The organism is Flavobacterium sp. TC780, from assembly GCF_056783245.1.
This window is the reverse complement of record NZ_JBXBAV010000019.1, coordinates 1-24,245: the sequence shown is the minus strand read 5'-3', so window position 1 is coordinate 24,245 and position 24,245 is coordinate 1. Positions and strand designations below refer to the sequence as shown.

Genomic DNA, 24,245 nt, shown 5'->3' with positions numbered 1-24,245 from the left:
AAGGTTAATACATGCTCCTGTTGTTAGGGAGGCAGCACCTAGGTATATGCAAAAATCTTGGGAGAAGAACTGGATAAGGCAGTAGATAATTATATTTATTAAATTGTGTAAAAAAGTGAGAATAATAAAATACTGTTAATCACGTTATTGAAAAATAAGTAGTATCGTAGCTAAAATATTGCTAAATATTTAATAAAAATTTATGAAATCCTTTTAAAAAAAAGGATTTTTTTCCCTCTATTTTAGCGCCAAAGAAAGTAGTTCTTTTAAATAGATATTCCGCAATAGTAAAGGCTTAACAGCCAAAACAGAGGCTTCAAAAACGAATTTTGAACTGGGATAAATTTAAAATTGCCATTTCAAAGAAAATGCAAAAACATAACCCTAATTGTAGCATTAAAATTCTATGGAGCAAAATTTTCAAACTACCTCGTTTCTCGAAATGGTAGTGGTGCATTCTACAAAAGTTTCCAATCACGATTTTGATATTATTCTCGATAAAAAAGTTACAGTACAAGACTATTGTACCGCACTAATTAATAAGATTTTTGAATTACACTACTCCGATTACCCCATTTTTCTAAATTATCAAACCAGCTTGGTTAAAGAGCCGATTGTTTGGTTAAATCGTTTTGAAGAATTGATTTCCAATAATGAGGATTTATTTACCAGTAAAAAAGCCTTATGCCGTTATAACAAACTATTCAATTTGATAGAATCCAAACGAAAAGAAATACAGTTTTCGAGTTCAAAAGAAAGCAAACAGACAATAGCTAAAAGGTTTATCAATGCAGAAAGTGAGGACAGGCATTTTTCATTTTGTGAAGTCAAAAAGCAAATCGACAGCCTTGACGATGATAATGAGAAGATACTTTTACTCACGAAAGAGAAGCGAGTACAGACAAGCGAATATGAGTTTATCGAATCAAAAATTGCCCTTGTTTGATGTGCAATGCAGTAAGGAGATTAAGCAGATTTATGAATTGCAGAGCATCAAAAGTTCCATTGATAAATTTAAGCCTATTGTTCCGGGCAATCCAATCCCACATACTAAATTGCAATTCAATTGCAATGTCAATCAGTTTGTGGACATATCTATCAAATGTCCCGTGAAATATTGGTTGAGGGTAAGCCAATGGTTGAGGGCAATATCAATGATATTGCGGAAATAATTGTAAACACATTCATTGACAAAGACGGAAAGGAACTAAGTCCCCTTAGCGTTAAAACTATCCTCCAACCCTCAAGGGAAGACAAACGCCCCAATACCCATAAAAGAATAGATATAAGCAAACTTTTATAATCAAACACAAAAAGTCCACAAATTCCCTGTGGACTTTTTATTTTTTCACATTTTCTACATCAATAAAATCGTTGTAAACCCTTGTCAGAATAAAGGTTTTTTATAAATGAAAAAGGTCTTTTTAAAATGAAAAGACCTCAAAAGACTTTTTCAAAAATGCCTTTTTTTGGCTTAAAAAGGGTCAAAAAATGTCATTTTAGAGGCGATTTTCACCCATTTCTACACAAAATAAAAAAGGTCTTTTTTCACTCCCTGTTTTTATAAGAAGCCCAAAACTTCAACCCCTTTAAAATAAGGGCTTCCAAAAACCTAAAAAGAAAACTTAGTCCTTGAAGACCAAGAAAAGACTAAAAGACTTTTTCATACCCCGCACATTTGCTTCATAATTTTTAAATACGCAAATCATGGAGGTATTTATCTTGTCCAAAGCACAGTTCGCAGAATTAACTTCAAGGTTGGGATTCCCTGCAAAATCAATTAAGCACCCAAACCAATGCCTCAAAAAATCCTTTATGGATAATGAGGAATTTATACAATTAATGGGTATCTCCAAACGTACCGCCCAAGGTTGGCGTGATGAAGGCAAAATTTCATTTAGTCAAGTAGGTAAAAAAATCTTTTACAAGCTCTCGGACGTTGACAAACTGCTGGCAGAGAACTACAACAAATCATTCAGAAGCAAATAAACCATTGCAATCCCATTGCAATTTTATTCTAAAGCATTGCAATACACGATACATAGACAGCAATTCGCTGAATTTCCTTGACGCACAGGCGTAAACATTTACGCCTTGCTGAAAGGTTAAACAAAAATACTATGAGAGCCAGTACACAACAAAAAATAGACGACGAGTTTTCTCCCTTGCCTCGAATCTCTTTGGTTTTGGCAATACAGAGGCTAAAAAGCAAATCGAAGAAACCATTGCAATAGAAAACGCAACATTACAATTGGATAACAGAATCATTGCGGTTTATCCCGCCATAATCGAAGAAGCTTTTTCTACAACGATGGACAACTACCGCAAGTACATTGCCAGTTACAATTTTAAGACACGGCAGAAAACGAACTTATCCAAAGACCACAATCTTAGTAGAGCAATTCTGCAAGGAAAATGCTCTTACAGAAGTACAGACGGAATTTAGAAAAGTCTTTTTGCTGAATAAGAAAAACCTAAAGCAAGAGCATACAACGAGGCAGTAAATGAGTTCTGCAATGATTATGGCTTAATTGTGGAGAAAAACAAAATCCAAAAAAGCGTTAAATTGCCACCGAAATTGTTTTTCAAAACCTGTTGCATCTGTACAATTCGCAACTAATGAAGCGCAATGAAAAATTCATCAAAGGAGGCCATAACGCAAGAAAGAACCTATTGAAGAATTTAGAATCAACTCATTTTTAGTAACCGCATTACAACGTAACGGAGTCACAAGTTTAGACCTCTGTAAAAAGACCGTGCGTAACCATAGACAGCGTTTAGAAGAATGTGGGGTATTTGTTGATTATCATTTTTCGGGGCAAAATAGACCCGTTGAAGTGCATATCAATAGCGAAATTTTGACAGTTTTAGACCTCAAAACCTCAAAATTAACAACTACTGAAAATCAATGTGTTAACCCTGTAAATGAGAAAGTTTTACCTGATAACAATGAGAATACTAGAACAAATTTAAATGAATTTCAAATGAAAGAGAATGTTAAGAACATTTCTCAATTTGATAAGGAGTTCCCTTCGGTCACGCCTTCTTATTTGTTTTTTACAAGAACACCAGCCAGCAAACTACAAAATCCAACTGTGGGGGCGGGGGCGGAGCGTGTTAAAGTTTTAAATACTTTGTCTGAAAAGCTTCAAAACTTGATAATCCACCCACAAGAATTAGCGGTAAACTTAGCCAATCAAGAATATAACAACTACAAACCTATTGATATCCGATACTTGTTTAAAGAAGCTTATTCTGGAACAATGCTCAAAGAAGATTTTAGAGAACTGGTAATACAAGACTTTTTCAAGGGAATCGCAAAGATTTATAAAAATTCAACTCCTTTTGCAGGTTCATGGAAAAAAGCAATTTCATTGTATATGCAAAATAAATGGATTGCATTTACTGGGGAATCTTTTAATAAGGCAGGAATTGTCGAAGATATTAAACAAATGCGTTGGCGTGCCGAATGGGCTAGAAAATGGTTTGCTAAAAATGAGTTTCCGCCTTTGTTTCCATTCGATTATTTTGATATGACCCGAAAAACTTCAAAAGAAGTAGGATTTGAATATACTAAAGCCAAATGGGGGGAGTATTTACAAAATAAATCTAAGTATGAAGCTTTAAAGAAGAAACAGGAAGCCAATGCGGTAAGACGCAAGACAACAATGAATCATGCTAAGAAATGCGAAAATGAAGTAAATCGTTTCTTCAAAAATAAAATTACAATGCCACAATTATTTGATTTTGTAGAAAAGAATTTACCGAAAGAGTACTTAGAAAAATTGCCACAAATGATTTAAAAAAAATCGTTGAAATTGAATGAAAAAATAATCAATATCGACAATGATTATGCACAATATGATTTTTTGAATTTTAACTTAACCAATTATAACTATGCCAGTATTTGCCCCACAAAATCAAAAATTAAAATGGTAATCCTTACCCAAAACAAAAGAAAAAAATGCGGTTTGGTGGTCGCCAATAAACCAAAACAAACGAAAGAGTGAGCTTGTTATCAAAGTATGCTCAGGAGGTTTGAAAAAAGCAAACTTTTTACCATTACCAACGTGGTACAGTTTTATGAAAACAATCTATTAATCTCTCAATTCAAATTCAATTATGAAAATAGCCTTAAAGAAAATCAAGATAGAAGATATTGAAATTATACAATCCAAACTGCTCAAATTCATTAACATAAAGTTGACGAAATAAGCCCATTGCAAAGATTATGAAAAGTATTGCAATAAAATTATTGTAATCGATACACTCCAAAGTATGTTTTTCATATTTAGGACAAAGATTGAAAGCAAAAAACAGGAATCAAACATTACTCTTTCTCCCACACAGGCAGTTATACTTCTTTTCTGCTGTCAATGGGAAAGAGAGAAAAGAACGCAAGAACAGAGAATTACAATGCAATCCATGTCAGACCTTTTGCACGAAAAATTAATTAATATTTAAAGCACAAATTATGAGAATCAAACTAAAAAACCGCCTTACAATACTGCTGTGCAATGCTTATGTGATACTCTTGTGCATTTCAATTGTTATTGTCCTGCCATTGCAATTTGTCATTTTCCTTTTAAAGGCAAGAAAAAAGTAGTAAGACCATTGGAAGATAAGATTTTCAGAATCTTATTCCATATCAATGATTTGAGAAAGAGTGCTTAATATAAAAAAAACAAATGAATAAGAATAATAAAAAACCGCTTCCTCATTCTGTTACAAAAGCGGTACTGGTTGAAATGTATTGTAATCAGTTTAGTGACGCCAAAATTAGAAAGCAAATCAATGAAATTCTAAATGAGAAAAATATATCAAAAGATACTAAAATTATACCTCACTTAAGTTTATGGAATTTGTGGAAACTTACGGGTTGCCAAAAGGATATTATATTGATGATGAAGATAATATATCTAATAATGATTCAATAAATAAAAAATCTATTAGATAATTTATGGAGATTATTTCTTATATTCGAATATAACCGGATATTTAGACATCCATTTTGAATAGCTTTATGAATGCTTGTTTAGCATATAAATAAGTTAGTTGCTATTTTCCTGAAAATCCCCTGAAACCTAGACTTATGATTGAACAAATAGTAAAAGATTATACCAAAAATTTATTTAATTCTCCAGCGAGTATTAGAGAGAAATTGAAATTTCTTTAGAGATCAGTGAAAAGGGATTTCATAACTTATCTGAAAAGGAAATTGAAGAAATTAAAGCTAGCTTCATAAAATTTGTCAACATAAATATGACATTTTGGGCTGATACTTATCCAACTAAATTATTTAGAGTTACCAACAATAAACATTTATACCAAGGTGCTAAAGTTAAGTTACAACTTATTGATGACTTACTTGGTCCGCCTTTGAATAAATCATATTATGGAAGATGTAATTTACCTAATGAAAGTGTTTTTTATTCAGCATTAGATTTCAAAACTGCAATTTGGGAAACTAAACCAAATGTTGGAGATTTAATAACTGTAAGTGAATGGGAAATTAAAAAAGGGGAGAAATTAAACACTCATAATATCTTCAATCCAAATATCAATAATTTATCAAAAGAAAGCATTGACGCATATAATGCTTGGATAAATTCAAAAAATACGATTGATCCAAATTTAGGTGAAATTTTCGAAGATGTTATGCTCTTTTTTACTGAAGAATTCATCAAAATTGTAATTTATACTGAAAGAGAAAACTATCTGTTTTCAAGTATTCTATCGTCAAGATTTTTACAAGCAAAAAAAGATAAAAACGGTTTTAAAATTGAAGCAATTGCGTATCCAAGTGTTAAAATGCAATACGGATTAACCAATCTCGCAATATCAAATGATTTAGTATTAAAAAAACTGAATTTGAACTCGATAACTATTTACGATGTAATGGAAATTAATTATGACGAAAGTAATGTTCACAGTAATGAATTAATAAAAGTTTCTCCATTAATAATAAAAACATCAGATTTTGATTTTATAAACAATAAAATAAATTATGATGAAGAAGCAGAATTCAAACAAATGATTGAATTACACGAAAAGTATAGAAAAAATAACTGCTAATAATTGCAATTTTTGGCAGATTCACTAAAATAATATGTCTGAGAAATTTGAATACTACCGAAATAAATCTTTAGAGCAACTTAAGTTGATTAATCCAAAATGGGCTTATGGAGAGAACAGAAATAAAATTCTCGATATTGCTTTAAAAGGTAAAATGCAAATTCTGGTAAAAGTGAGCACCCCATTCCGGTAAAAGAGAGCAATTGATTCCGGTTCAAAGTGATCACCCTATTCTTGTGAAAGAGATCAATTGATTCCGGTTCAAAGTGACCACCTCAAAAAGTAGTGTTTATAAAGAATATCTTACTTGTTTTTAAAACAAAAGATATGGCAAATAAACGACTGGATATGAGAAACATTTTGCAATTATTACGTTTATATACTCAAGGAGTAAGTAAGCTCCAAATAAGCAGACAATTAGGCTTATCGCGCAATACTGTAAAGAAATATATTGAATCATTTCATCAAAATTCTTTTACTTATCAAGAGTTATCAGGTCTTAGTAATGAAGATCTGGAAGAACTCTTTGATGGCCAGATAAAACCCGTTCCCGAAAAAAACATAGTTTTAGAAATCCTTATTTCCCACGATAGAAAAAGAATTAAAGCGAGTTGGTGTTACCCGCCAATTGCTCTGGGAAGAATATAGGGAAAATCATCCTGATGGCTACAGTTATTCTCAGTTTTGCTATCATTATCAAAATTGGCGAGGCAAACTCAAGCCATCGATGCATATGCATCATAAGGCAGGGGATAAAGTTTTTGTGGACTATACAGGAAAGAAATTATCCGTTATTGACCAGTCTACAGGAGAACTGTGTGAAGTAGAAGTTTTTGTAAGTGTATTGGGAGCAAGCGGACTTACTTTTGTAGAAGCTACCAGAACCCAAAATAAAGAAGACTTTATGGGAAGTCTGGTAAAAATGCTAGACTATTATCAGGGTGTTCCAAGCGCTATTGTAACTGATAATTTAAGAACAGCTGTTAAAAAGAGTGATAAATATGAGCCCTTGGTAACGGAATATTTATTAGACTTTGCTTCTCATTACGGAACCACAATACTGCCTACCAGAGCTTATCATCCAAAAGATAAGGCTCTGGTTGAAAATGCAGTAAGAATAATTTATACCAGAATTTTTGCTCCTTTACGCAAAGAAGATTTTTTTACTATAGAAGCCCTTAATGATGCTATTTTACCACTTTTAGAAAAGCATAATACAATGTCTTTTAAAGGCAGGAAATACTCAAGATTAGATTTGTTTAATGAGATAGAGAAAGAAACACTATCATTTTTACCTGTTAATCCCTATCAGCTCAAAGGTTTTGCTAAAGCAACCGTTCATAAATCCAGCCATGTTTATCTCAATAAAGACAAACACTATTATAGTGTGCCTTTTATTTATATGGGCAAGAAAGTATTGATTATTTACAGTAAAACTACCGTTGAGATTTATCATGGACAGCGCATAATAGCCAGTCATCAGAGAGACTACTCCAAATATCTTTATACAACAAATAAAGAACACATGCCCACATCACATCAGTTTGTGGCAGAGTGGAATCCTGAGAGGTTTATCCAATGGGGAGCTTCTGTTGGAGAATTTTGCAAATCATTTATTATACAAATATTAGATAAAAAACAGCATCCCGAGCAATCTTATAAATCCTGTACAGGTGTATTAAGTTTAGCCAATAAAGTAGGCAATGACAGATTAAACAATGCTTGTAAGAGAGCTATGGATTATGAAAAAATCAATTACCCAATCATCAAATCTATCTTGGAGAAAGGATTAGACTTAATCGATGAAGATCCTACTATTGAAGACAAAGAAATACCCAAACATAATAATATCAGAGGTCGGGAATATTACAAATAATAACCATTAATAAAATAACAATATGAATGATCAAACATTAGAGAAAATGAAACAATTAAGGCTCTACGGAATGTCCAGAGCCTTTAATACTACTTTAGAAGCAAGTACCATCGATTATACAAATGATGAACTTATTGCCTATTTAATTAACTCTGAATACGATGACAGAGAAAATCGAAAAGTTGAAAGATTAATCAATACTGCCAAGTTTAGATATAAAGCTTTTATGGAAGAAATCGATTTTGACAGTTCCAGAGGAGTAGATAAAAACTTGATAAACAGACTTGAGTTTTGTGATTTTATAAAAAAACAAACAAAACATCCTTGTCTGTGGAAGTACGGGTGTTGGTAAAAGCTTTATAGCTACCGCAATTGGCTATAAAGCCTGTATGATGGGCTACAAAGTAATGTATTTTAATATCAATAAACTTTTTTCCAAACTTAAAATGGCTAAAGCTGACGGCTCTTATATAAAAGAAATTAATAAAATAGAAAAGCAGGATCTCATTATTCTAGATGATTTTGGGCTGCAGTCATTAGATAATCTTAAAAGGCAGGATCTTATGGAGATAATTGAAGACAGGCATGGGGAAAAAATCAACTATTATTGCTTCGCAGCTCCCAGTTGAATCCTGGCATGAAGTTATTGCAGAACAAACCATTGCAGATGCAATTTTAGATAGAATCGTTCACAATGCTCTTCGGATAGAATTAAAAGGAGAATCAATGAGAAAAAAGAAAATAGAAAAACAACCAATAGAGTAAAATAATTTTATATTTTTAAACTACTTTTTAGACACCTTTTTGAGTTCATTTATACTGCTCACTTTTATCCGGAATTAGGTGCTCACTTTATCCAGAATATCCAGTTTTGCCCATAACCGTGACTGAAAATGACAATTTTTTGTTTTCCTGAAATATCGATCTTAGGGTGGTAGATGGCAATAGGAATTTCTCTTTGCCTGTTTTGGTCATATAGTTTTAATGTGTCCAGACTAAATGTAGTTACAGACTTGTTGTCATCAGATTGTCTAAATGATAAGCAACTCGCCAAAAGGGGCATTACCAAAAAAGGCAGTATTTTAATTATCTTAATTTTAATAGGGGGCAATAGTGTCATATTTTGTCGTAGTCTCGCTTTTTAGAAGCAAAAAATTGTTTAAAAATACAAAATTAATATAAAACATTGCCAATCTTTTTAACAAATGCAATGATAAACGACATATCCGACCATTTCTATGAAATTAATTCGCATTAATATTAACAAACCAATATGCAAACTATGCGAAGTCTCAGTGGCAAATTAGAAACTACAAGAAATGCAAGCTTTGCGTTGGGGTTGAATCGTCATGCATTTTTTTTACAAAACTCCATTAAGTTTCTTTCCCTAAAATAATATTGAGTGAGAATGCTTTTTTAAGTGAGGAGGGTTATTGTGAGGATTTAGCAATGTTAAATCTGTAACTTTTAGCGAATTTCCCCATGAAAATTAATTGTTCGTTAGAATAATGATTCCTACAAAAACCTGGAGAATAGCTCATGAAATTTTCTATGGGAGGATTGTAGTTTTTATATCTAGCGCCAACGTATCTACAATTTTTATCTATAGGTGTGTTGTAATCTGCTGGAGTGTCACATATAAAGTCCCCTTCGGTATTACAATTGTTTTCCAAGATGCTCTCTTTTGTAGTAAATTGCTCAGATGAAGAACCAAAGGTGTGTTGGAGACCAAAAAAATGCCCCGTTTCATGAGCGAAAGTTGCCACACTAACGTTAGGATTATCGGAAATATAAATATAATTATATCCGAATCCTAAATAATACCAAAAATTTTGATTAAGAGTATAAGTAAACCCATTTAGTTTTTGTCCAGAAGGAACAATTACAAACGTTAAATACTTTGTTTTAATTTTAGATTCAAGCTCTTTTCTTATTTTATCACTATATCCTATTCTGTCAATTGATTTTTTTTGATTTACACGTAAAATATTTGGATTTAGGAGGATGTTTATTCCTGATTTGTTTAGTTTAGTATTAAGCGTATCAATAATTTTGATGTATTTAGAGTAATCGTTAGTGTTTGGGGAAGCAATAACAAGATTAGCAGGAAATTGTATAATTGATGGAGTGTATGCTTTGTCTTTTGTTGCCAGTATTTCATTCTTCCCTTGTGCATTGCAGAATTGTGACGCACAGATAGTTTGAGAATCCTCAGGATGATTATTTTGACAAGCAACCAAGAAAAAAAGAAACAACAAATAAAATCCCATACTTTGAAAGACCAATTTGTTGTTTACTATTAAATACATTTAAATTAAATATAGATTATTCTTCAATTCTTATACCTTTCCAAAAGGCTACATAATTTTCAATTAATTTTGCCTGACTCGTTGCTTCAGGGTAGAACCACGCAGCATCATCTCTAAATCTCCCATTTACTTCAACGTTGTAATAATGAGCAACGCCTTTCTCATCGCAAACAGAGCTTATTTTACTTGGCTTAAAGTATTCTTTTTTTAGACTTTGATGTGGGAAATAAGTGTTCCCTTTGAAGCTAATTGTTTGGTCGCTTTCTGCTATTATTTTGTTGTTAAAAGTTGCTTTCATAATTTGTTCTTATCCTTCTACAAAAGTAGTAATTTTATTCGCAATTTTTTTTGCTTCAATGGAATGATGTGAATCTCTATAAATTACTTCCCCCTTTATTAAAACGATAATTTGTGGGGATTGATGAATTACATTTAATTTTTTAGCGATAAAATTTGATACTTCTCTGTAAGAAAGTAAATCAAGATAATTAAAGGCTGAGATGCTTTCGATAAGAGGGGAATCATTTTTAAGGCGTTCTTTTGCAAAGGCACTAATACCGCACGAAACACTATCTTTAAAAATAATTTGAGGCTTATCCTTTGATTTTTCAATAATATCAAGGACATCTTTTTCCGTTTTTATTGTGTTCCAGTTTGTAGTTTTCATAAATTTTAAATTTCTTAGTAAAGATATAAATTATTAGCAATTATTTAAGAGCTGCAAGAAAGCATTGAACAACCCACTTTTTCTAAAGCCCAATCAGGTCTTTTAGCAAACCATTTTTCATGTTCAGATTGTTCTTCGTACGGTTTTTGGAGCAACAGATAGAGCTCGTTTATTAATGAATAATCGCCTTTTTCCGCAGATTCTATTGCTAATTGTGCCATATAATTTCGTAACACATATTTAGGGTTATTACGATTCATGGATGCTTTGCGTTCAGAGTCTGTTTGTTCTTCTGCATTAATCATTTCTAAATAGCTTTTTAGCCAAACTTCCCATTTTGTTATTATTTCATTAGGTAATTCTTCGATATTGTAAAAAGCATATTTTATTTTAGTAAAGGCTTCCTTTGGGGTATCTAATTTAGTAACAGAACTCAGATTTCTAAAAAAGATTGTCATGTCAATATTAGACTGTGTCAATAAATTTATTAGTTCGTCATGGTTTTCTGTCGTATAGGTTGAAGATAAGCCCAGTTTTGCCGCCATCATTTTATGGTATTTTGTATCATACGTTTTATTGTAAGCGGTTAAAATGGTTTCCATCGCAGGGATGTCTTCTATTAGTGGATATAATGCATTTCCTAATTGAACAAGATTCCAAAGTATAATGTCTGGTTGATTTCTAAATCGGTATCTTTTATTTTGTCTATCGGTGGTGTTTGGAGTCCAATCCGGATCGAAATTTTCCAACCAACCATACGGGCCATAATCAATGGTTAATCCTAATATAGACATATTGTCAGTATTCATAACACCGTGTACAAAACCCACTCTTTGCCACTCTACAACCATTTCTAGAGATTTGTTTACTACTTCTTGATAAAAATCCAAATACTTTTCTTTGCCCTCAGATTTTATATTTGGGAAATAATGTGCGATTGTATAATCAGTAAGTTCTTTAAGTGTTTTATTGTCTCTGCGAGAGGCAAAGATTTGAAAATTACCAAATCGGATAAAGCTAGGAGCGACACGGGTTACAATTGCTCCTTTTTCCAGTTTTGGATTCCCATTATATAGAATATCTCTTAAAACCTCATCTCCTGATAGGATTAATGCTAATGATCGTGTAGTTGGAACCCCTAAACTATGCATGGCTTCGCTACATAAATGTTCTCTTACAGAGGAGCGTAGCACTGCCAATCCATCGGCAGTTCTAGAGTAGGGTGTTTCACCAGCTCCTTTTAATTGTAATGCCCAATGTTTGTTGTTTGCTTCAATTTCAAAAAGATTTATAGCTCTACCGTCACCTAATTGTCCTGCCCAATTACCAAATTGGTGTCCACCATAACACATAGCAAACGGATTTGTTTCAGGGTAAACAGAATTACCAGAAAAAACATCGAGAAACTCTTTTGTTTGCACGTCGTTAGCGATACCTAAATCATTCGCTAAAAAAGAAGCATAATGAACCAATTCAGGGTTGCTAGGACTTTTAGGCGTAACATAAGAGAAGCATGCATTATTTACTTGCCTTCTTGAGTTTTCTGTTTCTTTGTCAGCAGGCAACTCTTTATTGAATGTATCTTTGATGTTTAGTTTCATTTGCTTTTTGATTTTACTGTTATAGTTTATTGATGATTCGAATAGAACGCAACTTAGCGATGTCACGGAATTTTAGTACAAAGGCTTAATAAAATTACTTCTGTTGAAAACCTGGTTTAAGTGTTCCATAGTGGTACTTTAACCTACATATTATGACTGCTCGGTAGCTGTGTTTTTATTTGTTCACTCGTTTTAAAAACATTTTTCCCTCTTCCACAAAGTCTATTCCATCAGCCGTTAATTTGTTCTTGGTTCCGTCTATAATTTGGTGATTTAATGCAATTGTCACATTAGGATAATTTTCTACAAAGTCAGCGAGTTTGGTTAATTCATCATAGTAATTTGGATTAGACTTATCTTGATTATTCCCATATTCTGTTATCCAAAGTTCTTTGTCTTTTGTGTTTGCCTTTTGAGTTACCGAGATAAATTCAGATTTTTTGTCCTCAAATGTTTTGTTTTCATTTATATAAATATGATATGTGTAGGCATCTATTTTATTTATTGTATTTTCAACCACTTGTTTATTCCAGTTATACATTCTATCATTAGATTCTTTAACTTTTCTGCCTAATAAAAGTGCTGCAATTTTTGAATTTGGGAATTTTCTTTCAGTTCAGGAAGCCATTCATTAACTCTTAAAGCGTAATCTTTTCCTGTTGGGAATACTTTTTTATAATTGTCATCTTGAGCATATAATTCATTCCCTAATTCAATATACTTTATTTCCACACCTAACTTTTCAATTGCGGTTAGCATCTCTATCTGGTCTGATAGGGTTTTGTTCAAAATATCTAACACAAAAACAAAGTCAGCGTTTGTATAATCAGTCAAAGTTTTAATTTCAACAATTGGGTGAACTGACTTGTTTTTTCTTGTCATTATAACTCCTTCTTTCCAATTCCAACTATGGGTAACTGTACCACCTGGGTAACGTAGCATTTGTGGTTTTAATAGTTGAATGTTTTTATATATTGCCTCATTCATATTTGGCATCATCGAGAAATTTTGATTAAAACCTATTAATACCTTTCTAGGATTTTCAACGCTTGGCGTATATTTCTCTTTATTTTTCTTCTCCTTGATTGTTTGACAGTTTGTTGTTAAAAAGAAAAGAAGTAGAGTTATTGCTGTTATTGTTTTTTTCATTGTCGCTTGTTTTGTAGTGTTAGGTGAATTTACAGCTAACAATTACATTATAACAAATCTACAATTTTTAGCAAATCAGTTGCTGATTTTTTTTCGCCACTAGTATGAAGGGCGTATATTAGATTATTCATTACTCGTTTAACAATGTCTAAATTTGTAGCAGGCAATAAAACTTTATCTTTTAAATTAAAATTAATTTCTTTTAAGAACTCGTCAAATTTGTCATTGCCATAAAATATACCTTGAAAAAAAGGATCAATATAAAAATCTATTTGATTGATAAGTTCATCATTATAAATAGATATGTCTTTGCCCGTTTCTTCTAAAATTCCCATGATAAAATGCTTAGGGGAGTTAATTCCTATTAAGTTGATGTTTAACTCTTTTGCAACCAACAGGTATATTACACAAATCATAATTGGGTTCCCTACTTTATCTTCAATAACTTTATTAATAAAGGAATTGTTGATTCCAGAATAGTTTTTATAATTTCCTCCAAACTTGTGATTGTCTAAGATAACCATATTCATTGCTTGCATAATTTCATAGTTGCTTTTGTTTTCAACTAATGGTTTGATTTCTTGTGCAAGCAATTGTATTGTTTTTGTTATTTCATTTTCACTTAAGCTTGGATAACCAAATTTCGCGATTAGCAACAACCCTTTAAGTAAATCATGAGTTTCGTTTTTACTCCATTTAACGATTTCTCTTTTCAAATGGTTTAATTTAAAATTATCTAATAATGTTGCTAAGCGAGTCTTTTGAAGCTCATTATTTGAGTGATCAAATCCTTCTTGTAAATACGGAATAAGTTCGCTACCTCCAGAAAGAATTTCTTTTTCCACCAAATCATAAACCTCATTGTTAGGGTCGTCTAATAGCTGTATTAATGCTTTTATTTTGTTTTTATCAAAACTGAGAGTTTTCATAATTTATTCCTTTCTTTATGAAATTTTTTTAAGTTTTTCGCTTCTATCAACAATTGCTTTTATGTAAGAACAAACAGCAATTCCTTTTATTTTATGGTTGTGGAGGTACTCAAATGTTTTTTCTACCAATATTTTCCCAATCCCTTGCCCTCTAAGATGCTTAGGAACTTCTGAGTGAACTAAATAATAACAGTTGTCTCTTTCTGTATATTCTATTTTGGCAAAATCATCCCCAACTTTCATTACAAACAGTCTAAATTCTGGATGATGCTCTATATTTGATATGATCATTACTTTTTAATTTTATCTTTAAACACTTTTTCAAATTTCTCTAACTTTGGTTGAATTACCATTTCACAATAAGGTTGTGATTTGTTATTTGTGTAATAATCCTGATGATAATTTTCGGCTTTATAAAATCCAGTTAAAGGCATTACTTGTGTCACAATAGGGTTATCGTACACTTTTTCATTATTTAAAGCATTTATAATGTCAACTGCAATTTTCTTTTGTTCAGGGTTATTATATAATATAATTGATCGATATTGTGATCCTACATCAGCCCCTTGGCGGTTTGTAGTTGTAGGGTCATGAACTGTGAAAAAAACTTTTAATATTTCTTCAACAGAAGTTTTATTTTTGTCGAAAGTTATTTGAGTAACTTCTGCATGCCCTGTTTTTCCAGAACTGGTTTCTTCATAGGTAGGATTTGATACAGTGCCGCCTGCGTACCCAGATACGACAGATTTTACTCCTTCTAATTTTTCATAAATAGCCTCGATACACCAAAAACATCCTCCGCCTAAAGTGATGGTTTCTAATTGTGCTTTTTTAGGTTTTTCAATTTTATTTTGTTTAGGCTCAAAAGTTAAAGAAACTGAGTTTACACAATATCTTTTGCCAGTATCAGTTGGCCCGTCGTCAAAAATATGCCCCAAATGACCACCACATTTTGCACAATTAATTTCAGTTCTTAACATGCCTAGCGTTCTATCTTCTTTTGTTGTGATTTTACCTCCAGCAATTTCACGGTCAAAACTAGGCCAACCACAGTGAGAGTCAAACTTCATATTATCTGTAAAAAGTTCATTCCCACAGCCAGCACATTTATAAACACCTTTTTCTTTGTTCATCAAAAGTTCCCCAGTATAAGGAGCTTCTGTTCCTTTTTTCTCTCAATACATAGTATTGTTGGGGAGTTAGTTCCTTTTTCCATTGGTCTTCTGTTTTGTTTACAGAGGTTACTGCCAAATTTTTTATTTTATCTCCGTCAGATTTTGAAGTGCTTTGTGCACATGATTGTATTGTGAGAGTAACAAATACCATCATTACAAATTTTATAAAATTATCTCTATTTTTCATGATTCTTTTTATTTTGTAATTATTATTTTTTAAAGCAAACCTCCAAGTTTTTACCCTCGGAGGGATACTTCCAATTAACCTAAACTTACTATGAAAAAACTATTTTATTGTTTGCAAAAATTCAATTGCTTTTTCTGTATTTAAATGATAATCGTTGAATATTACATTATCATCTTGATCAATAAATATAAACCAAGGAGTGCCTCCTGTTCTATAATTATACATAATATTAGAAATGTTCCTAGTACTTTCGTCTCCATTGTCTTGAGCAAATGGAATTTTTAAGTTGTATTTTTTTTGAACTTCTAACATTTTATCGTAAGTATTGCTACTTGAGCCTTCAAACACGGTTTGCACTGCTAGAAATTTCACATTATCGTTATCTTTCAACGCTTCGGTCATTGCTTGTAGAGATGGCAACCCTATGCTGTGGCACCCTGGGCACCAGCTTTGAAAACAATAAATAACTTTAAATTTTCCTTTTAAATCAGATAAATTAATGGGTGCTATTTTATTTCCATTTCCATCTACCCAATCTTTAATATTCCATTCAGGAGCTTTAAGCCCTTCTATTCCGTATGATTTTGTTGTGTTCATTTTTTTTCCTTTTATATTAAAATTTTCTTTTTTTTGTGCTTCTGTACAACTAATGAATAGCAAGATCGTAAGTGTTGTATAAAAATATCTACTAAGCACTTTCTTTAATTTTGTCTGCATACATTTTTTTTAGTTTTGTTATTTTAGGTGTAATAACAGCCTGACAGTACCCCGCGTAGGTATTTCGATTATAATAATCTTGATGATATTCTTCAGCTGGGTAAAAGCTTTCCATTGGGCCAAGTTCGGTAACTATCTTGTTCCCAAACAATGGGTTTAGTTGTTTAATAACTTCTTCTGCAATTAACTTCTGTTCTTCATTATGATAAAATATAACCGATCTATATTGCGTCCCATAATCAGCTCCTTGATAATTCAACGTTGTAGGATTATGGTTTGTCATAAAAATGATTAACAATTCTTCGTATGATAATATTTCTGAATCAAAAGTTACTTGAATTACTTCTGCATGCCCAGAATCACCATTACATACTTCTCGATAGGTAGGTGTTTTAGAAGTCCCTCCTGCATAGCCTGAAACAACTTCTTCAATGCCCTTTAATCTCTGAATCACTGCCTCTATACACCAGAAGCATCCACCTCCAAATGTTGCGATTTGTTTATTTTTCATGGTTGAAACTTCTTGTTTAATTATTCATTAATACGACAACTACCATAATAATCTTGGTGATAGTCTTCGGCGGGATAGAAGTGTTCTAATTTTATGCTTTGAGTAGTTAAATCTTTACTATTATTCTTGTAGTCCTCAAAAACTTTATCTATTGTGTTTTTTTGTTCTAAATCTCGATATAAAACAATCGATCGGTACTGAGAAATAGAAGTTTTATTACTGTCGGACGTCGTTCCATATTTTTTTAAGAACAAATTTAGTAAGGCTTCATAATTAATTTGATTTGTATCAAATTCAACATCTACCACTTCGGCATGTCCAGTTCTTCCTCCGCACACATCTGAATAGCTTGGGTCAATAAAATCTCCTCCAGCATACCCAGAAACTGCGTCGATTACTCCTGGAATTTCTTGGAGATATTTTTCAACTCCCCAAAAACAACCTCCTCCGAATGTTGCTTTTTGTAAATTTTTCATAAATACTCCTTTCTTATTATTCGCTTTTATTTAAAGATACCGAATTAATGCAGTAGCGTAATCCACTTGGATTTGGGCCATCAGGGAAAACATGCCCTAAATGACTATCGCACACGTTGCACATAACCTCTACTCTAATCATCCCAAACGCTCCATCTTTTTCGTATTTAATTGCATTTTCTTTTATTGGCTGGGTGAAACTTGGCCATCCAGTTCCAGAGTTAAATTTCTCGGTAGAATCAAAAAGAGGTGTGTCACAACAGATGCAATTGTAAACACCAGGCTCATGTCGAGAACAATGTTCTCCTGAAAAACGAGCTTCCGTTCCTTTTTTTCTAGTGATATAAAATTGTTCTTCAGTTAATAGATTTCTCCATTCATCATCTGTTTTTTCAACTCTTCTATCTGGAGTTAAGTTGCCTTTATTCGCGAATCTAATAACATCTGCCCAGTTTATTATTTTATTTTCCATAATTATATGTATTTTGATTTGTTATACAAAGTTACATCCAATCTCTTTAAAATATATAATTCAAATTTCCTTTATGATTGTCTATAATTCCTTAAGGTCGTCTAGAGTTTTTTGAATTTGTATATTTATAATGTTGATTTGCAGTAGTAAAATTATAAAATAAAATAAGGAAGTATTTGTTTATACTTCCTTATTTTTGTTTCAAACTCCCTTGGTGTTGTTTCTGAATTCAGTAGGGGACATGTTCGTTTGTTTTTTAAAAAAGCTACTAAACGATTGTACGTCATTAAAAGAGAGTTCGTTTGCAATCTCTTGAATGTGAAAGTCTGTGTAGTTAAGCAATCTTTTTGCTTCTAATAACCTACGATTATTGATGATTTCTAGCGGCGTTTTGTCTATATGCTTTTTAAATAGATTCGCTAATGTTTTAGAGGTTTTAAAAAGCATATCTGCATATGCAGCAACAGTGGTGTGCGTTTTGTAGTGTTTTTCTACAAGAAAATTAAATTCACGAATTAGTCCAATTGCTTTAGAATCTTCCTTAAGAGTAAAATTTTGTTTTTTATAAATTCTAACACAAAGAATTAGCACCCTTTTTAGTATAGCTTTTAACATCTCTAAAGTATAACTGTCATGCTGATCAATTTCCATTTCAAGCACTTCCCAGATGAGATTAAAGGCATAAATGTTGTCTTTTACTTCTATTTTAGGGACACTAGATGCTCCAAAAAAAAGTAATCCTTTGCAGCCAACGTCACTATCATGGTTTTCAATACAATAGAACGGTTGGTTGAATTGAATTACTCGTAATTTTTCGAAATCAAAATCGGCTATTTTGTGAAAAGCAGTTAAAAACACAAAGCAATTCGTATTTATTTCATACGGAATGTTGTCTATCGTAAGATTAAATTTTGCACCAGTATTCCATAATATAGTTAAACCTTTTTTTAAATCTGTGTTGAACATATATTTTCGCTCCGGGACAATTTCGGACACAAATAAATACTCGTCTAATTTACCTTTAAAAAACATATACTATACTTATTCTTGATTCATAAATGGGTATCTATAATTTGTTGGAGGCGTGTAGTTTTCTTTAATAGTTCTAGCAGATGTCCAACGCAATAAATTAATTTTCGATCCCGCTTTATCGTTAGTCCCACTACCTCTAGCCCCACCAAAAGGCTGTTGCCCTACAACTGCGCCTGTAGGTTTGTCGTTAATGTAAAAATTCCCAGCAGCATTTGTTAGTTTTTTATTCGCTATGTTTATTATTTCTCTGTCATCAGCAAAAAAAGCTCCAGTTAAAGCGTAAATAGAAGTCGAATTTACAATATCTAAAATTTCTTCAAACTTAAGATCATCATAGACATGGATAGTTAGTAATGGGCCAAAAAGTTCTTCACACATCGTTACGTATTTTGGATCTTTGGTTAAAATTATGGTTGGTTGAATAAAATATCCTTTTTCATTTGAATGTTCACCTCCAAAAACAACTTCTATTTCTGGGTTGTTTTTTGCCGCTTCAATATGAGATGACAATTTATCATATGATTTTTGATCGATAACAGCACTCATAAAATTAGTAAAGTCTTCTGGGCTTCCCATTTTTACTGTGCTCATTTCTTTTATAAGCTTGTCTTTTACAGTAGGCCAAATACTTTTAGGGATGTAAGCTCTAGAAGAAGCTGAACATTTTTGCCCTTGATATTCAAAAGAACCTCTAATTATCGCCGTAACCAATGCATCTATGTTTGCAGTGTTGTGTGCTACAATAAAATCTTTCCCGCCAGTTTCCCCAACAATTCTAGGGTAGGACTTGTATTTATGAATATTGGTCCCAATGGTTTTCCAGATATTTTGAAAAACACCAGTGCTTCCAGTAAAGTGAATGCCTGAAAAATCAGGATGTTCAAAGATAACATCGGCAGCATCGGGGCCAGAAGGATATATTAGATTAATAACCCCGTCAGGAATTCCTGCTTCTCTATAAATATCCATTAATATTTTAGCGGTATAAACTTGAGAATTGCTTGGTTTCCAAACGACAACATTACCCATTAATGCACAACTTGTTGGGAGATTACAAGCTATGGAAGTGAAATTGAAAGGAGTTAAGGCATAAATAAAACCTTCCAAAGGTCTCCATTCCATTCTGTTCCAAACGCCATCACTTGACTCCGGTTGCTCTTGATACAATTGTGACATAAAATAAGAGTTGAATCTTAAAAAATCTACTGATTCACATACACTGTCAATTTCAGATTGGTGAATTGTTTTACTTTGGCCTAAGATGGTTGCCGCGTTTAAGGTTGCTCTGTATTTACCTGCCATCAAATCAGCAGCTTTTAAGAATATAGTTGCTCTTTGCTCCCAAGGCATTTCGACCCATTTTTCTCTGGCTTCGAGAGCTGCATTTATAGCCTGCGTGATATGTTCTTTTGAACTTTTGTAAAAATACCCCAAGTATTGATTATGATCGTGAGGGGAATAAATGTTGCTTTTTTCCTCACTAATTACTTCTTTTCCTCCTATATACATAGGTATTTTTGTTTCTGTAGTTTTAAGCGTATTTAAAGCTTTTAGTAAATCTTTACGCTCAGAGCTTCCTGGCTCGTAATTTTTAACTGGTTCGTTAAAGGGTTTTTTAATTGTAAAATATGCATTTGCCATAATTGTTTTATTTTATAGATTAGTTTTTAAATAATGTTATTGCGTTATCTAATTGTAAGTCTGGGAGATCAATAATGTAAGGACTTTTATACTTTAAAAGCGACAATTCTGTACAAGCTAAGACAAAGGTTACATTTGGATGTTTTTTTAAGAGGTTTTCTAAAAGTGAGGAGTCTCCAGTATCCTTGTTGTAAATAGATTTCCTTAAATCATCAACTTTTTTTTGATCTTTTATGTCTAGTTCAATTGTTGTTATTTTGTTTTCTTGGAGCAAATTTTGAATGTAGTTCCCTTGCATTGTGTATAGACTTCCAAGGATTATTACTTTCGTAACTGCATTTTTATTTAATTTAGCAATAATAAGGTTAACAGGGTGAATTAGGGTAAAGCTAAAATGATGTTTCTCTAAAATTTTATCTAAAACTTCGTGAATGGTAATATTAGGAACCAACAAGTGTTTTATGCTTATTTGTTCTATGAAGTACAAGTAGGGTAAAAGATTTTTATACAAATCGATTTCTTGATCTGGCAAAAAGGGATTTATCGTATTAAAATTTGTGTTAACCATTATGAATGGACAAGTACTATATCCCCCAAATTTTTGTAGAAATTTTTTATTGAGCTCATCTACATAGTGTAGAGTAGATGAGGTCCCTAACCCAAGTATCCCCAGTTTGTTTATCATTTTCTTTCTAAGATATAGTTTGCAAAAAACTTTTTAGAATCAGTAACTTTATACTCCCATCTCATATCTGTTTTAGATAGTATTTTACGCATTATCGTATCATCATATTTCCGCGAAATTTCAGTATGAATTAGTTCGTCTTTTGTGAATTTAATTATTTTCCCATCTAGGACAATGCTTTGGTCACACAAACTTTTAAGATAACTTATTGCCATCCCCACTTCTTCATCATAAACAGGGTTGTGAACAAACTTTGATCTATCAAAATTTGCACCTAATTCATTGTTTATCCTATCAAGTAGATTTAGATTAAACTCTGCAGTAATCCCTTGGCTATCGTTGTATGCCGGCAATATAACATCTTTGCTCTTTTTTAGGTCTACACCTAATAATATTTTATCCCCTTTACTAAGGTGAGACCCTAATTGGTAAATAAATTCTGTTGCCATTTCATCATCTAAATTACCAATGCTGGAACCAAGAAAAAAAACTATTTTTATCCTGCTGTCTTTTTTTATATTTTCAAGTGCTTTAAAGTAATCAGCATTGTTAGGTTTAATTATCAAGTTTGGGATTTCTTGTTTCAAATATTTTTCTAGTCCTTGTAGCGCATTTAAAGAAAAATCTACTGGTAAGTATTGAAAATCTATATTACGATTTGTTAATCCTTTTAATAGATGAATGGTTTTGGTTCCATCGCCAGCACCTAATTCGATTACATCAAATTGATTTTGATTATCAAAACCTAAACTTTCTATTAATTCAGCGGTTTTTGTTTCAAAAATTTCCATTTCAGCTCTGGTAAATAATATTCAGGGAGCGCCATAATTTGTTGGAATAAGGCATCTCCTTTTTTATCATAAAAATAGCGAGAAGGTAATTTTTTTTGCGTTGGATTTTGTAGTCCTTGTAAAATATGTCTTTTTTAAATTGTTCGTTCATTTTTTGTTAATTTTCTATGAGTGCGACAGCCCCTAAACCGCCATCAGCACAAACACTGATGATTGCTTTTTTTCCAGTCCCTAATTGTGTTAAATGTTTTGTTGATTGGCTTAAAATTCTTGCGCCTGTTGCACCAAATGGATGACCGATTGAAAAACCACTTCCGTTAGGGTTTAATTTTCCCATAGGGGAAGGGGCCAAATCGAAATCATTCCTATTTTTTGTAAAATTTTTGTCTTGAATTTTTTTTATGGTTGCAAGAACTTGTGAAGCGAAAGCTTCGTGGATTCCCACAAATCAAGATCATCAAATTTTAAGTTGTTCCGGTATAATAATTTTAAAATTGCTACAGTTGGAGCCATTAATATCCCTTCTTCTTCAATATTTACTCCTGCCATTTCCCAATCGACAAACCTAGCTTTGTACGGAGAGTTAATTTTGTTTATTGCCTTTTTCCCTGCAATCCAAACAGCAGCAGAGCCATCAGTGTACAAAGAAGAATTCCCTGCTGTAATGGTTCCTTTCCCCGTAAAATCAAAAACTGGTTTTAAGTTTTGAATTTTCTCAATGGAAGTGTCTTCTCTCCGAATTGTATCGCTCGACAATCCGAAAGCGGGGAAAATTAAATCACTATAAAAGCCTTTTTCTTTGGCTTGAAAGTATTTAGTATGGCTATCAATAGCCAGTTTATCCTGTTCTATTCTACTGATACCTAGTCTTTGCCCAGTGATTTCTGCATGCTCACCCATACTTTTCCCAGTACTTCTGTTTTTTTGGGCCGGCGGTTGTATTCTTAGAGAAAAGAAACCAGTAATTTTGTCTTCTCTAAAAGCTTTTTAGCAGTACTTATTTTTTTTAGCCATTGGGATGATTTATCGTTCAAACCAATTTGTACATTACTAAAAGATTCAACCCCTCCAGCAATAGCAATTTCATCGTCAGTAATCATGCCTAAAGTTTCAATAGCGGCAGAAGTGAGCTACTGCAGGCTAGAAACAGTAGAAAAACCAATGGTTTCTTCTGGCAAATCTGAGTCCATAACTATTTCTCGCCCCAAATTGCTGTATTTTAAGGTAGGGATACGCTTCCCCAAACAACCATATTGGGTAATTGTGTACTTTGATTTTTCATTTTGTTTCAGAACTTCTTTAGACATATCTAAAGCTGAAGAAAGAGTTTAACTCTTTGTCTGCTTTTGCAAAAGGAGTTCTAAGGCCAAGCGGCTATCCAAATTTCATTTTTTATTCTCATGTCTTTTTGAAATATTTTGTTAAGAAAAGCGTAATCATATAAATGATAAAATGCTGAATGGGAGAGCAAAAATGATTAGTAAATTACTAATTGCGTTGAGTAAATCATCAGTCCCCAACGCCATTAAACCGATAGAAGTGGTGTTATAATTGCACCCCACAAAAGTTTATGATTTTTAGAACGGTTTTGTTCCCTCCATCACTAAACATTGAAAGAACATATATGGCAGAATCTACCGAATTAATAATAGCAATCAAAATAAGCACGATTGCTAATAAAACAGTTATGGAACTAAAAGGGTGAAGCTCTAAAAACACAAACATAGATGAGAAAACATCTTTAAAAATGGGGTCCGAAAAATCTTTAACCTTTCCAAAAGCATTATCCCAAATAGCAGAAAACCAAAACATACTGGCTATCGCTGGAATAAAAATAGTTGCAATTAAATATTCTCTTATACTTCTCAGGTGCTGCCTCCCTAACAACAGGAGAAAGATGTATTAACCTTAGCAATACGTCTCTACCAGTAGATTAAAACATAAACATAACA

Annotated in this window: 33 protein-coding genes and 2 pseudogenes; 11 read left to right on the top strand and 24 right to left on the bottom strand. The window is 32.4% G+C overall.

Translation table 11 applies throughout. From position 1 onward, the window contains the following. Positions 1-406 precede the first annotated feature (406 nt). From AC1RYN_RS02165 to istB, 10 genes and pseudogenes are all read left to right on the top strand, one after another. Complete coding sequence (locus AC1RYN_RS02165) at positions 407-946, top strand: hypothetical protein (RefSeq protein ID WP_481805656.1); 540 nt, start codon at positions 407-409, stop codon at positions 944-946. 761 nt (positions 947-1,707) lie between these two features. Next, positions 1,708-1,989: a helix-turn-helix domain-containing protein gene (locus AC1RYN_RS02160; protein ID WP_481805655.1), complete on the top strand. Its 282-nt coding sequence runs from the start codon at positions 1,708-1,710 to the stop codon at positions 1,987-1,989. 262 nt (positions 1,990-2,251) lie between these two features. Then, complete coding sequence (locus AC1RYN_RS02155) at positions 2,252-2,446, top strand: hypothetical protein (protein WP_481805654.1); 195 nt, start codon at positions 2,252-2,254, stop codon at positions 2,444-2,446. Between the two features lie 310 nt (positions 2,447-2,756). Beyond that, positions 2,757-3,803 (top strand): hypothetical protein, encoded by a 1,047-nt coding sequence (locus AC1RYN_RS02150; protein WP_481805653.1) that lies wholly within the window; start codon positions 2,757-2,759, stop codon positions 3,801-3,803. A gap of 15 nt (positions 3,804-3,818) precedes the next feature. Further along, positions 3,819-4,010: a hypothetical protein gene (locus AC1RYN_RS02145; protein WP_481805652.1), complete on the top strand. Its 192-nt coding sequence runs from the start codon at positions 3,819-3,821 to the stop codon at positions 4,008-4,010. 678 nt (positions 4,011-4,688) lie between these two features. After that, entirely contained in the window at positions 4,689-4,937 is a 249-nt protein-coding gene (locus tag AC1RYN_RS02140) for a hypothetical protein (protein WP_481805651.1), read from the top strand. Between the two features lie 325 nt (positions 4,938-5,262). Continuing rightward, positions 5,263-6,075 carry a hypothetical protein gene (locus AC1RYN_RS02135; protein WP_481805650.1) on the top strand — a complete coding sequence of 271 codons (813 nt, stop codon included), beginning with the start codon at positions 5,263-5,265 and terminating at the stop codon, positions 6,073-6,075. Positions 6,076-6,402: 327 nt separating this feature from the next. Continuing rightward, entirely contained in the window at positions 6,403-6,723 is a 321-nt protein-coding gene (locus AC1RYN_RS02130) for a helix-turn-helix domain-containing protein (protein ID WP_481805649.1), read from the top strand. Next, a complete protein-coding gene (istA, locus tag AC1RYN_RS02125; protein WP_481805648.1) occupies positions 6,704-7,951 on the top strand; it encodes an IS21 family transposase in 1,248 nt (415 codons plus the stop codon). The genes AC1RYN_RS02130 and istA overlap by 20 nt, the downstream gene beginning before the upstream one ends. Before the next feature lie 22 nt (positions 7,952-7,973). Then, positions 7,974-8,716, top strand: a pseudogene (istB, locus tag AC1RYN_RS02120) (IS21-like element helper ATPase IstB). Between the two features lie 82 nt (positions 8,717-8,798). On the opposite strand, the gene AC1RYN_RS02115 reads toward istB, so the two are convergent. The 24 genes and pseudogenes from AC1RYN_RS02115 to AC1RYN_RS02000 form a co-directional block, all read right to left on the bottom strand. Then, complete coding sequence (locus AC1RYN_RS02115; RefSeq protein ID WP_481805647.1) at positions 8,799-9,071, bottom strand: hypothetical protein; 273 nt, start codon at positions 9,069-9,071, stop codon at positions 8,799-8,801. A 310-nt stretch (positions 9,072-9,381) separates the two neighbouring features. Continuing rightward, entirely contained in the window at positions 9,382-10,221 is an 840-nt protein-coding gene (locus AC1RYN_RS02110) for a M43 family zinc metalloprotease (protein WP_481805646.1), read from the bottom strand. A 55-nt stretch (positions 10,222-10,276) separates the two neighbouring features. Next, positions 10,277-10,558, bottom strand: coding sequence for a DUF427 domain-containing protein (locus AC1RYN_RS02105; protein ID WP_481805645.1), 282 nt, complete (start codon positions 10,556-10,558; stop codon positions 10,277-10,279). A 9-nt stretch (positions 10,559-10,567) separates the two neighbouring features. Next, positions 10,568-10,927 (bottom strand): bacillithiol system redox-active protein YtxJ, encoded by a 360-nt coding sequence (ytxJ, locus tag AC1RYN_RS02100; RefSeq protein ID WP_149207254.1) that lies wholly within the window; start codon positions 10,925-10,927, stop codon positions 10,568-10,570. Positions 10,928-10,971: 44 nt separating this feature from the next. Continuing rightward, positions 10,972-12,528, bottom strand: coding sequence for a protein adenylyltransferase SelO (locus AC1RYN_RS02095; protein WP_395414026.1), 1,557 nt, complete (start codon positions 12,526-12,528; stop codon positions 10,972-10,974). A 175-nt stretch (positions 12,529-12,703) separates the two neighbouring features. Further along, positions 12,704-13,069: a glycosyl hydrolase gene (locus AC1RYN_RS02090; RefSeq protein WP_481805644.1), complete on the bottom strand. Its 366-nt coding sequence runs from the start codon at positions 13,067-13,069 to the stop codon at positions 12,704-12,706. A gap of 29 nt (positions 13,070-13,098) precedes the next feature. After that, on the bottom strand, positions 13,099-13,677 hold the full coding sequence (locus AC1RYN_RS02085) for a hypothetical protein (protein WP_481805643.1): 579 nt from the start codon (positions 13,675-13,677) through the stop codon (positions 13,099-13,101). Between the two features lie 47 nt (positions 13,678-13,724). Continuing rightward, positions 13,725-14,606, bottom strand: a complete 882-nt coding sequence (locus tag AC1RYN_RS02080) for a transglutaminase-like domain-containing protein (protein ID WP_149207257.1) — start codon at positions 14,604-14,606, stop codon at positions 13,725-13,727. Between the two features lie 15 nt (positions 14,607-14,621). Then, positions 14,622-14,897 carry a GNAT family N-acetyltransferase gene (locus tag AC1RYN_RS02075; protein WP_262410433.1) on the bottom strand — a complete coding sequence of 92 codons (276 nt, stop codon included), beginning with the start codon at positions 14,895-14,897 and terminating at the stop codon, positions 14,622-14,624. Then, a complete protein-coding gene (locus AC1RYN_RS02070) occupies positions 14,897-15,739 on the bottom strand; it encodes a bifunctional methionine sulfoxide reductase B/A protein (protein WP_481805642.1) in 843 nt (280 codons plus the stop codon). Before AC1RYN_RS02070 ends, AC1RYN_RS02075 begins: the two co-directional genes overlap by 1 nt. Beyond that, entirely contained in the window at positions 15,714-15,968 is a 255-nt protein-coding gene (locus AC1RYN_RS02065) for a hypothetical protein (protein WP_481805641.1), read from the bottom strand. The genes AC1RYN_RS02070 and AC1RYN_RS02065 overlap by 26 nt, the downstream gene beginning before the upstream one ends. A 99-nt stretch (positions 15,969-16,067) precedes the next feature. Further along, positions 16,068-16,565, bottom strand: a complete 498-nt coding sequence (locus tag AC1RYN_RS02060) for a redoxin family protein (protein ID WP_149208502.1) — start codon at positions 16,563-16,565, stop codon at positions 16,068-16,070. A 91-nt stretch (positions 16,566-16,656) separates the two neighbouring features. After that, positions 16,657-17,196: a peptide-methionine (S)-S-oxide reductase MsrA gene (msrA, locus tag AC1RYN_RS02055; RefSeq protein WP_149207259.1), complete on the bottom strand. Its 540-nt coding sequence runs from the start codon at positions 17,194-17,196 to the stop codon at positions 16,657-16,659. Positions 17,197-17,216: 20 nt separating this feature from the next. After that, entirely contained in the window at positions 17,217-17,672 is a 456-nt protein-coding gene (gene msrA, locus AC1RYN_RS02050) for a peptide-methionine (S)-S-oxide reductase MsrA (protein WP_149207260.1), read from the bottom strand. Between the two features lie 16 nt (positions 17,673-17,688). Beyond that, a complete protein-coding gene (msrB, locus tag AC1RYN_RS02045; RefSeq protein ID WP_392389470.1) occupies positions 17,689-18,144 on the bottom strand; it encodes a peptide-methionine (R)-S-oxide reductase MsrB in 456 nt (151 codons plus the stop codon). A gap of 201 nt (positions 18,145-18,345) precedes the next feature. Continuing rightward, positions 18,346-19,176 (bottom strand): helix-turn-helix domain-containing protein, encoded by an 831-nt coding sequence (locus AC1RYN_RS02040; RefSeq protein WP_149207261.1) that lies wholly within the window; start codon positions 19,174-19,176, stop codon positions 18,346-18,348. Between the two features lie 9 nt (positions 19,177-19,185). Beyond that, the gene (gene pruA, locus AC1RYN_RS02035; protein WP_149207262.1) at positions 19,186-20,817 is read right to left on the bottom strand and encodes an L-glutamate gamma-semialdehyde dehydrogenase; all 1,632 of its coding nucleotides are present in this window, start codon (positions 20,815-20,817) and stop codon (positions 19,186-19,188) included. 19 nt (positions 20,818-20,836) lie between these two features. Then, entirely contained in the window at positions 20,837-21,502 is a 666-nt protein-coding gene (locus AC1RYN_RS02030; RefSeq protein WP_481805640.1) for an aspartate/glutamate racemase family protein, read from the bottom strand. Continuing rightward, positions 21,499-22,418: pseudogene (locus AC1RYN_RS02025) on the bottom strand (L-histidine N(alpha)-methyltransferase). Before AC1RYN_RS02025 ends, AC1RYN_RS02030 begins: the two are co-directional and overlap by 4 nt. 32 nt (positions 22,419-22,450) lie before the next feature. Then, complete coding sequence (locus tag AC1RYN_RS02020) at positions 22,451-22,738, bottom strand: hypothetical protein (RefSeq protein ID WP_481805639.1); 288 nt, start codon at positions 22,736-22,738, stop codon at positions 22,451-22,453. Then, a complete protein-coding gene (locus tag AC1RYN_RS02015; protein WP_481805657.1) occupies positions 22,693-23,235 on the bottom strand; it encodes a thiolase family protein in 543 nt (180 codons plus the stop codon). Before AC1RYN_RS02015 ends, AC1RYN_RS02020 begins: the two co-directional genes overlap by 46 nt. Before the next feature lie 2 nt (positions 23,236-23,237). Next, positions 23,238-23,393 carry a hypothetical protein gene (locus AC1RYN_RS02010; RefSeq protein WP_481805638.1) on the bottom strand — a complete coding sequence of 52 codons (156 nt, stop codon included), beginning with the start codon at positions 23,391-23,393 and terminating at the stop codon, positions 23,238-23,240. Positions 23,394-23,423: 30 nt separating this feature from the next. Continuing rightward, entirely contained in the window at positions 23,424-23,600 is a 177-nt protein-coding gene (locus AC1RYN_RS02005) for a hypothetical protein (protein ID WP_481805637.1), read from the bottom strand. 238 nt (positions 23,601-23,838) lie between these two features. Beyond that, positions 23,839-24,105: a BCCT family transporter gene (locus tag AC1RYN_RS02000; RefSeq protein WP_481805636.1), complete on the bottom strand. Its 267-nt coding sequence runs from the start codon at positions 24,103-24,105 to the stop codon at positions 23,839-23,841. On the opposite strand from AC1RYN_RS02000, the gene AC1RYN_RS01995 reads away from it, so the two are divergent. Then, positions 24,041-24,199: a hypothetical protein gene (locus AC1RYN_RS01995; RefSeq protein WP_481805658.1), complete on the top strand. Its 159-nt coding sequence runs from the start codon at positions 24,041-24,043 to the stop codon at positions 24,197-24,199. The genes AC1RYN_RS02000 and AC1RYN_RS01995 overlap by 65 nt on opposite strands. Positions 24,200-24,245: the final 46 nt, after the last annotated feature.

Bases quoted from the DNA above. Each gene is read 5' to 3' on its own strand.
- AC1RYN_RS02165 (WP_481805656.1), top strand. From the start codon at position 407: ATGGAGCAAAATTTTCAAACTACCTCGTTTCTCGAAATGGTAGTGGTG.
- AC1RYN_RS02160 (WP_481805655.1), top strand. From the start codon at position 1,708: ATGGAGGTATTTATCTTGTCCAAAGCACAGTTCGCAGAATTAACTTCA.
- AC1RYN_RS02140 (WP_481805651.1), top strand. From the start codon at position 4,689: ATGAATAAGAATAATAAAAAACCGCTTCCTCATTCTGTTACAAAAGCG.
- AC1RYN_RS02135 (WP_481805650.1), top strand. From the start codon at position 5,263: ATGACATTTTGGGCTGATACTTATCCAACTAAATTATTTAGAGTTACC.
- AC1RYN_RS02130 (WP_481805649.1), top strand. From the start codon at position 6,403: ATGGCAAATAAACGACTGGATATGAGAAACATTTTGCAATTATTACGT.
- AC1RYN_RS02115 (WP_481805647.1), bottom strand. From the start codon at position 9,071: ATGACACTATTGCCCCCTATTAAAATTAAGATAATTAAAATACTGCCT.
- AC1RYN_RS02110 (WP_481805646.1), bottom strand. From the start codon at position 10,221: ATGGGATTTTATTTGTTGTTTCTTTTTTTCTTGGTTGCTTGTCAAAAT.
- AC1RYN_RS02105 (WP_481805645.1), bottom strand. From the start codon at position 10,558: ATGAAAGCAACTTTTAACAACAAAATAATAGCAGAAAGCGACCAAACA.
- ytxJ (WP_149207254.1), bottom strand. From the start codon at position 10,927: ATGAAAACTACAAACTGGAACACAATAAAAACGGAAAAAGATGTCCTT.
- AC1RYN_RS02095 (WP_395414026.1), bottom strand. From the start codon at position 12,528: ATGAAACTAAACATCAAAGATACATTCAATAAAGAGTTGCCTGCTGAC.
- AC1RYN_RS02090 (WP_481805644.1), bottom strand. From the start codon at position 13,069: ATGTATAACTGGAATAAACAAGTGGTTGAAAATACAATAAATAAAATA.
- AC1RYN_RS02085 (WP_481805643.1), bottom strand. From the start codon at position 13,677: ATGAAAAAAACAATAACAGCAATAACTCTACTTCTTTTCTTTTTAACA.
- AC1RYN_RS02080 (WP_149207257.1), bottom strand. From the start codon at position 14,606: ATGAAAACTCTCAGTTTTGATAAAAACAAAATAAAAGCATTAATACAG.
- AC1RYN_RS02075 (WP_262410433.1), bottom strand. From the start codon at position 14,897: ATGATCATATCAAATATAGAGCATCATCCAGAATTTAGACTGTTTGTA.
- AC1RYN_RS02070 (WP_481805642.1), bottom strand. From the start codon at position 15,739: ATGAACAAAGAAAAAGGTGTTTATAAATGTGCTGGCTGTGGGAATGAA.
- AC1RYN_RS02065 (WP_481805641.1), bottom strand. From the start codon at position 15,968: ATGAAAAATAGAGATAATTTTATAAAATTTGTAATGATGGTATTTGTT.
- AC1RYN_RS02060 (WP_149208502.1), bottom strand. From the start codon at position 16,565: ATGAACACAACAAAATCATACGGAATAGAAGGGCTTAAAGCTCCTGAA.
- msrA (WP_149207259.1), bottom strand. From the start codon at position 17,196: ATGAAAAATAAACAAATCGCAACATTTGGAGGTGGATGCTTCTGGTGT.
- msrA (WP_149207260.1), bottom strand. From the start codon at position 17,672: ATGAAAAATTTACAAAAAGCAACATTCGGAGGAGGTTGTTTTTGGGGA.
- msrB (WP_392389470.1), bottom strand. From the start codon at position 18,144: ATGGAAAATAAAATAATAAACTGGGCAGATGTTATTAGATTCGCGAAT.
- AC1RYN_RS02040 (WP_149207261.1), bottom strand. From the start codon at position 19,176: ATGTTTTTTAAAGGTAAATTAGACGAGTATTTATTTGTGTCCGAAATT.
- pruA (WP_149207262.1), bottom strand. From the start codon at position 20,817: ATGGCAAATGCATATTTTACAATTAAAAAACCCTTTAACGAACCAGTT.
- AC1RYN_RS02030 (WP_481805640.1), bottom strand. From the start codon at position 21,502: ATGATAAACAAACTGGGGATACTTGGGTTAGGGACCTCATCTACTCTA.
- AC1RYN_RS02010 (WP_481805638.1), bottom strand. From the start codon at position 23,393: ATGATTACTGACGATGAAATTGCTATTGCTGGAGGGGTTGAATCTTTT.
- AC1RYN_RS02005 (WP_481805637.1), bottom strand. From the start codon at position 23,600: ATGTCTAAAGAAGTTCTGAAACAAAATGAAAAATCAAAGTACACAATT.
- AC1RYN_RS01995 (WP_481805658.1), top strand. From the start codon at position 24,041: ATGGGGTCCGAAAAATCTTTAACCTTTCCAAAAGCATTATCCCAAATA.
- AC1RYN_RS02000 (WP_481805636.1), bottom strand. From the start codon at position 24,105: ATGTTTTGGTTTTCTGCTATTTGGGATAATGCTTTTGGAAAGGTTAAA.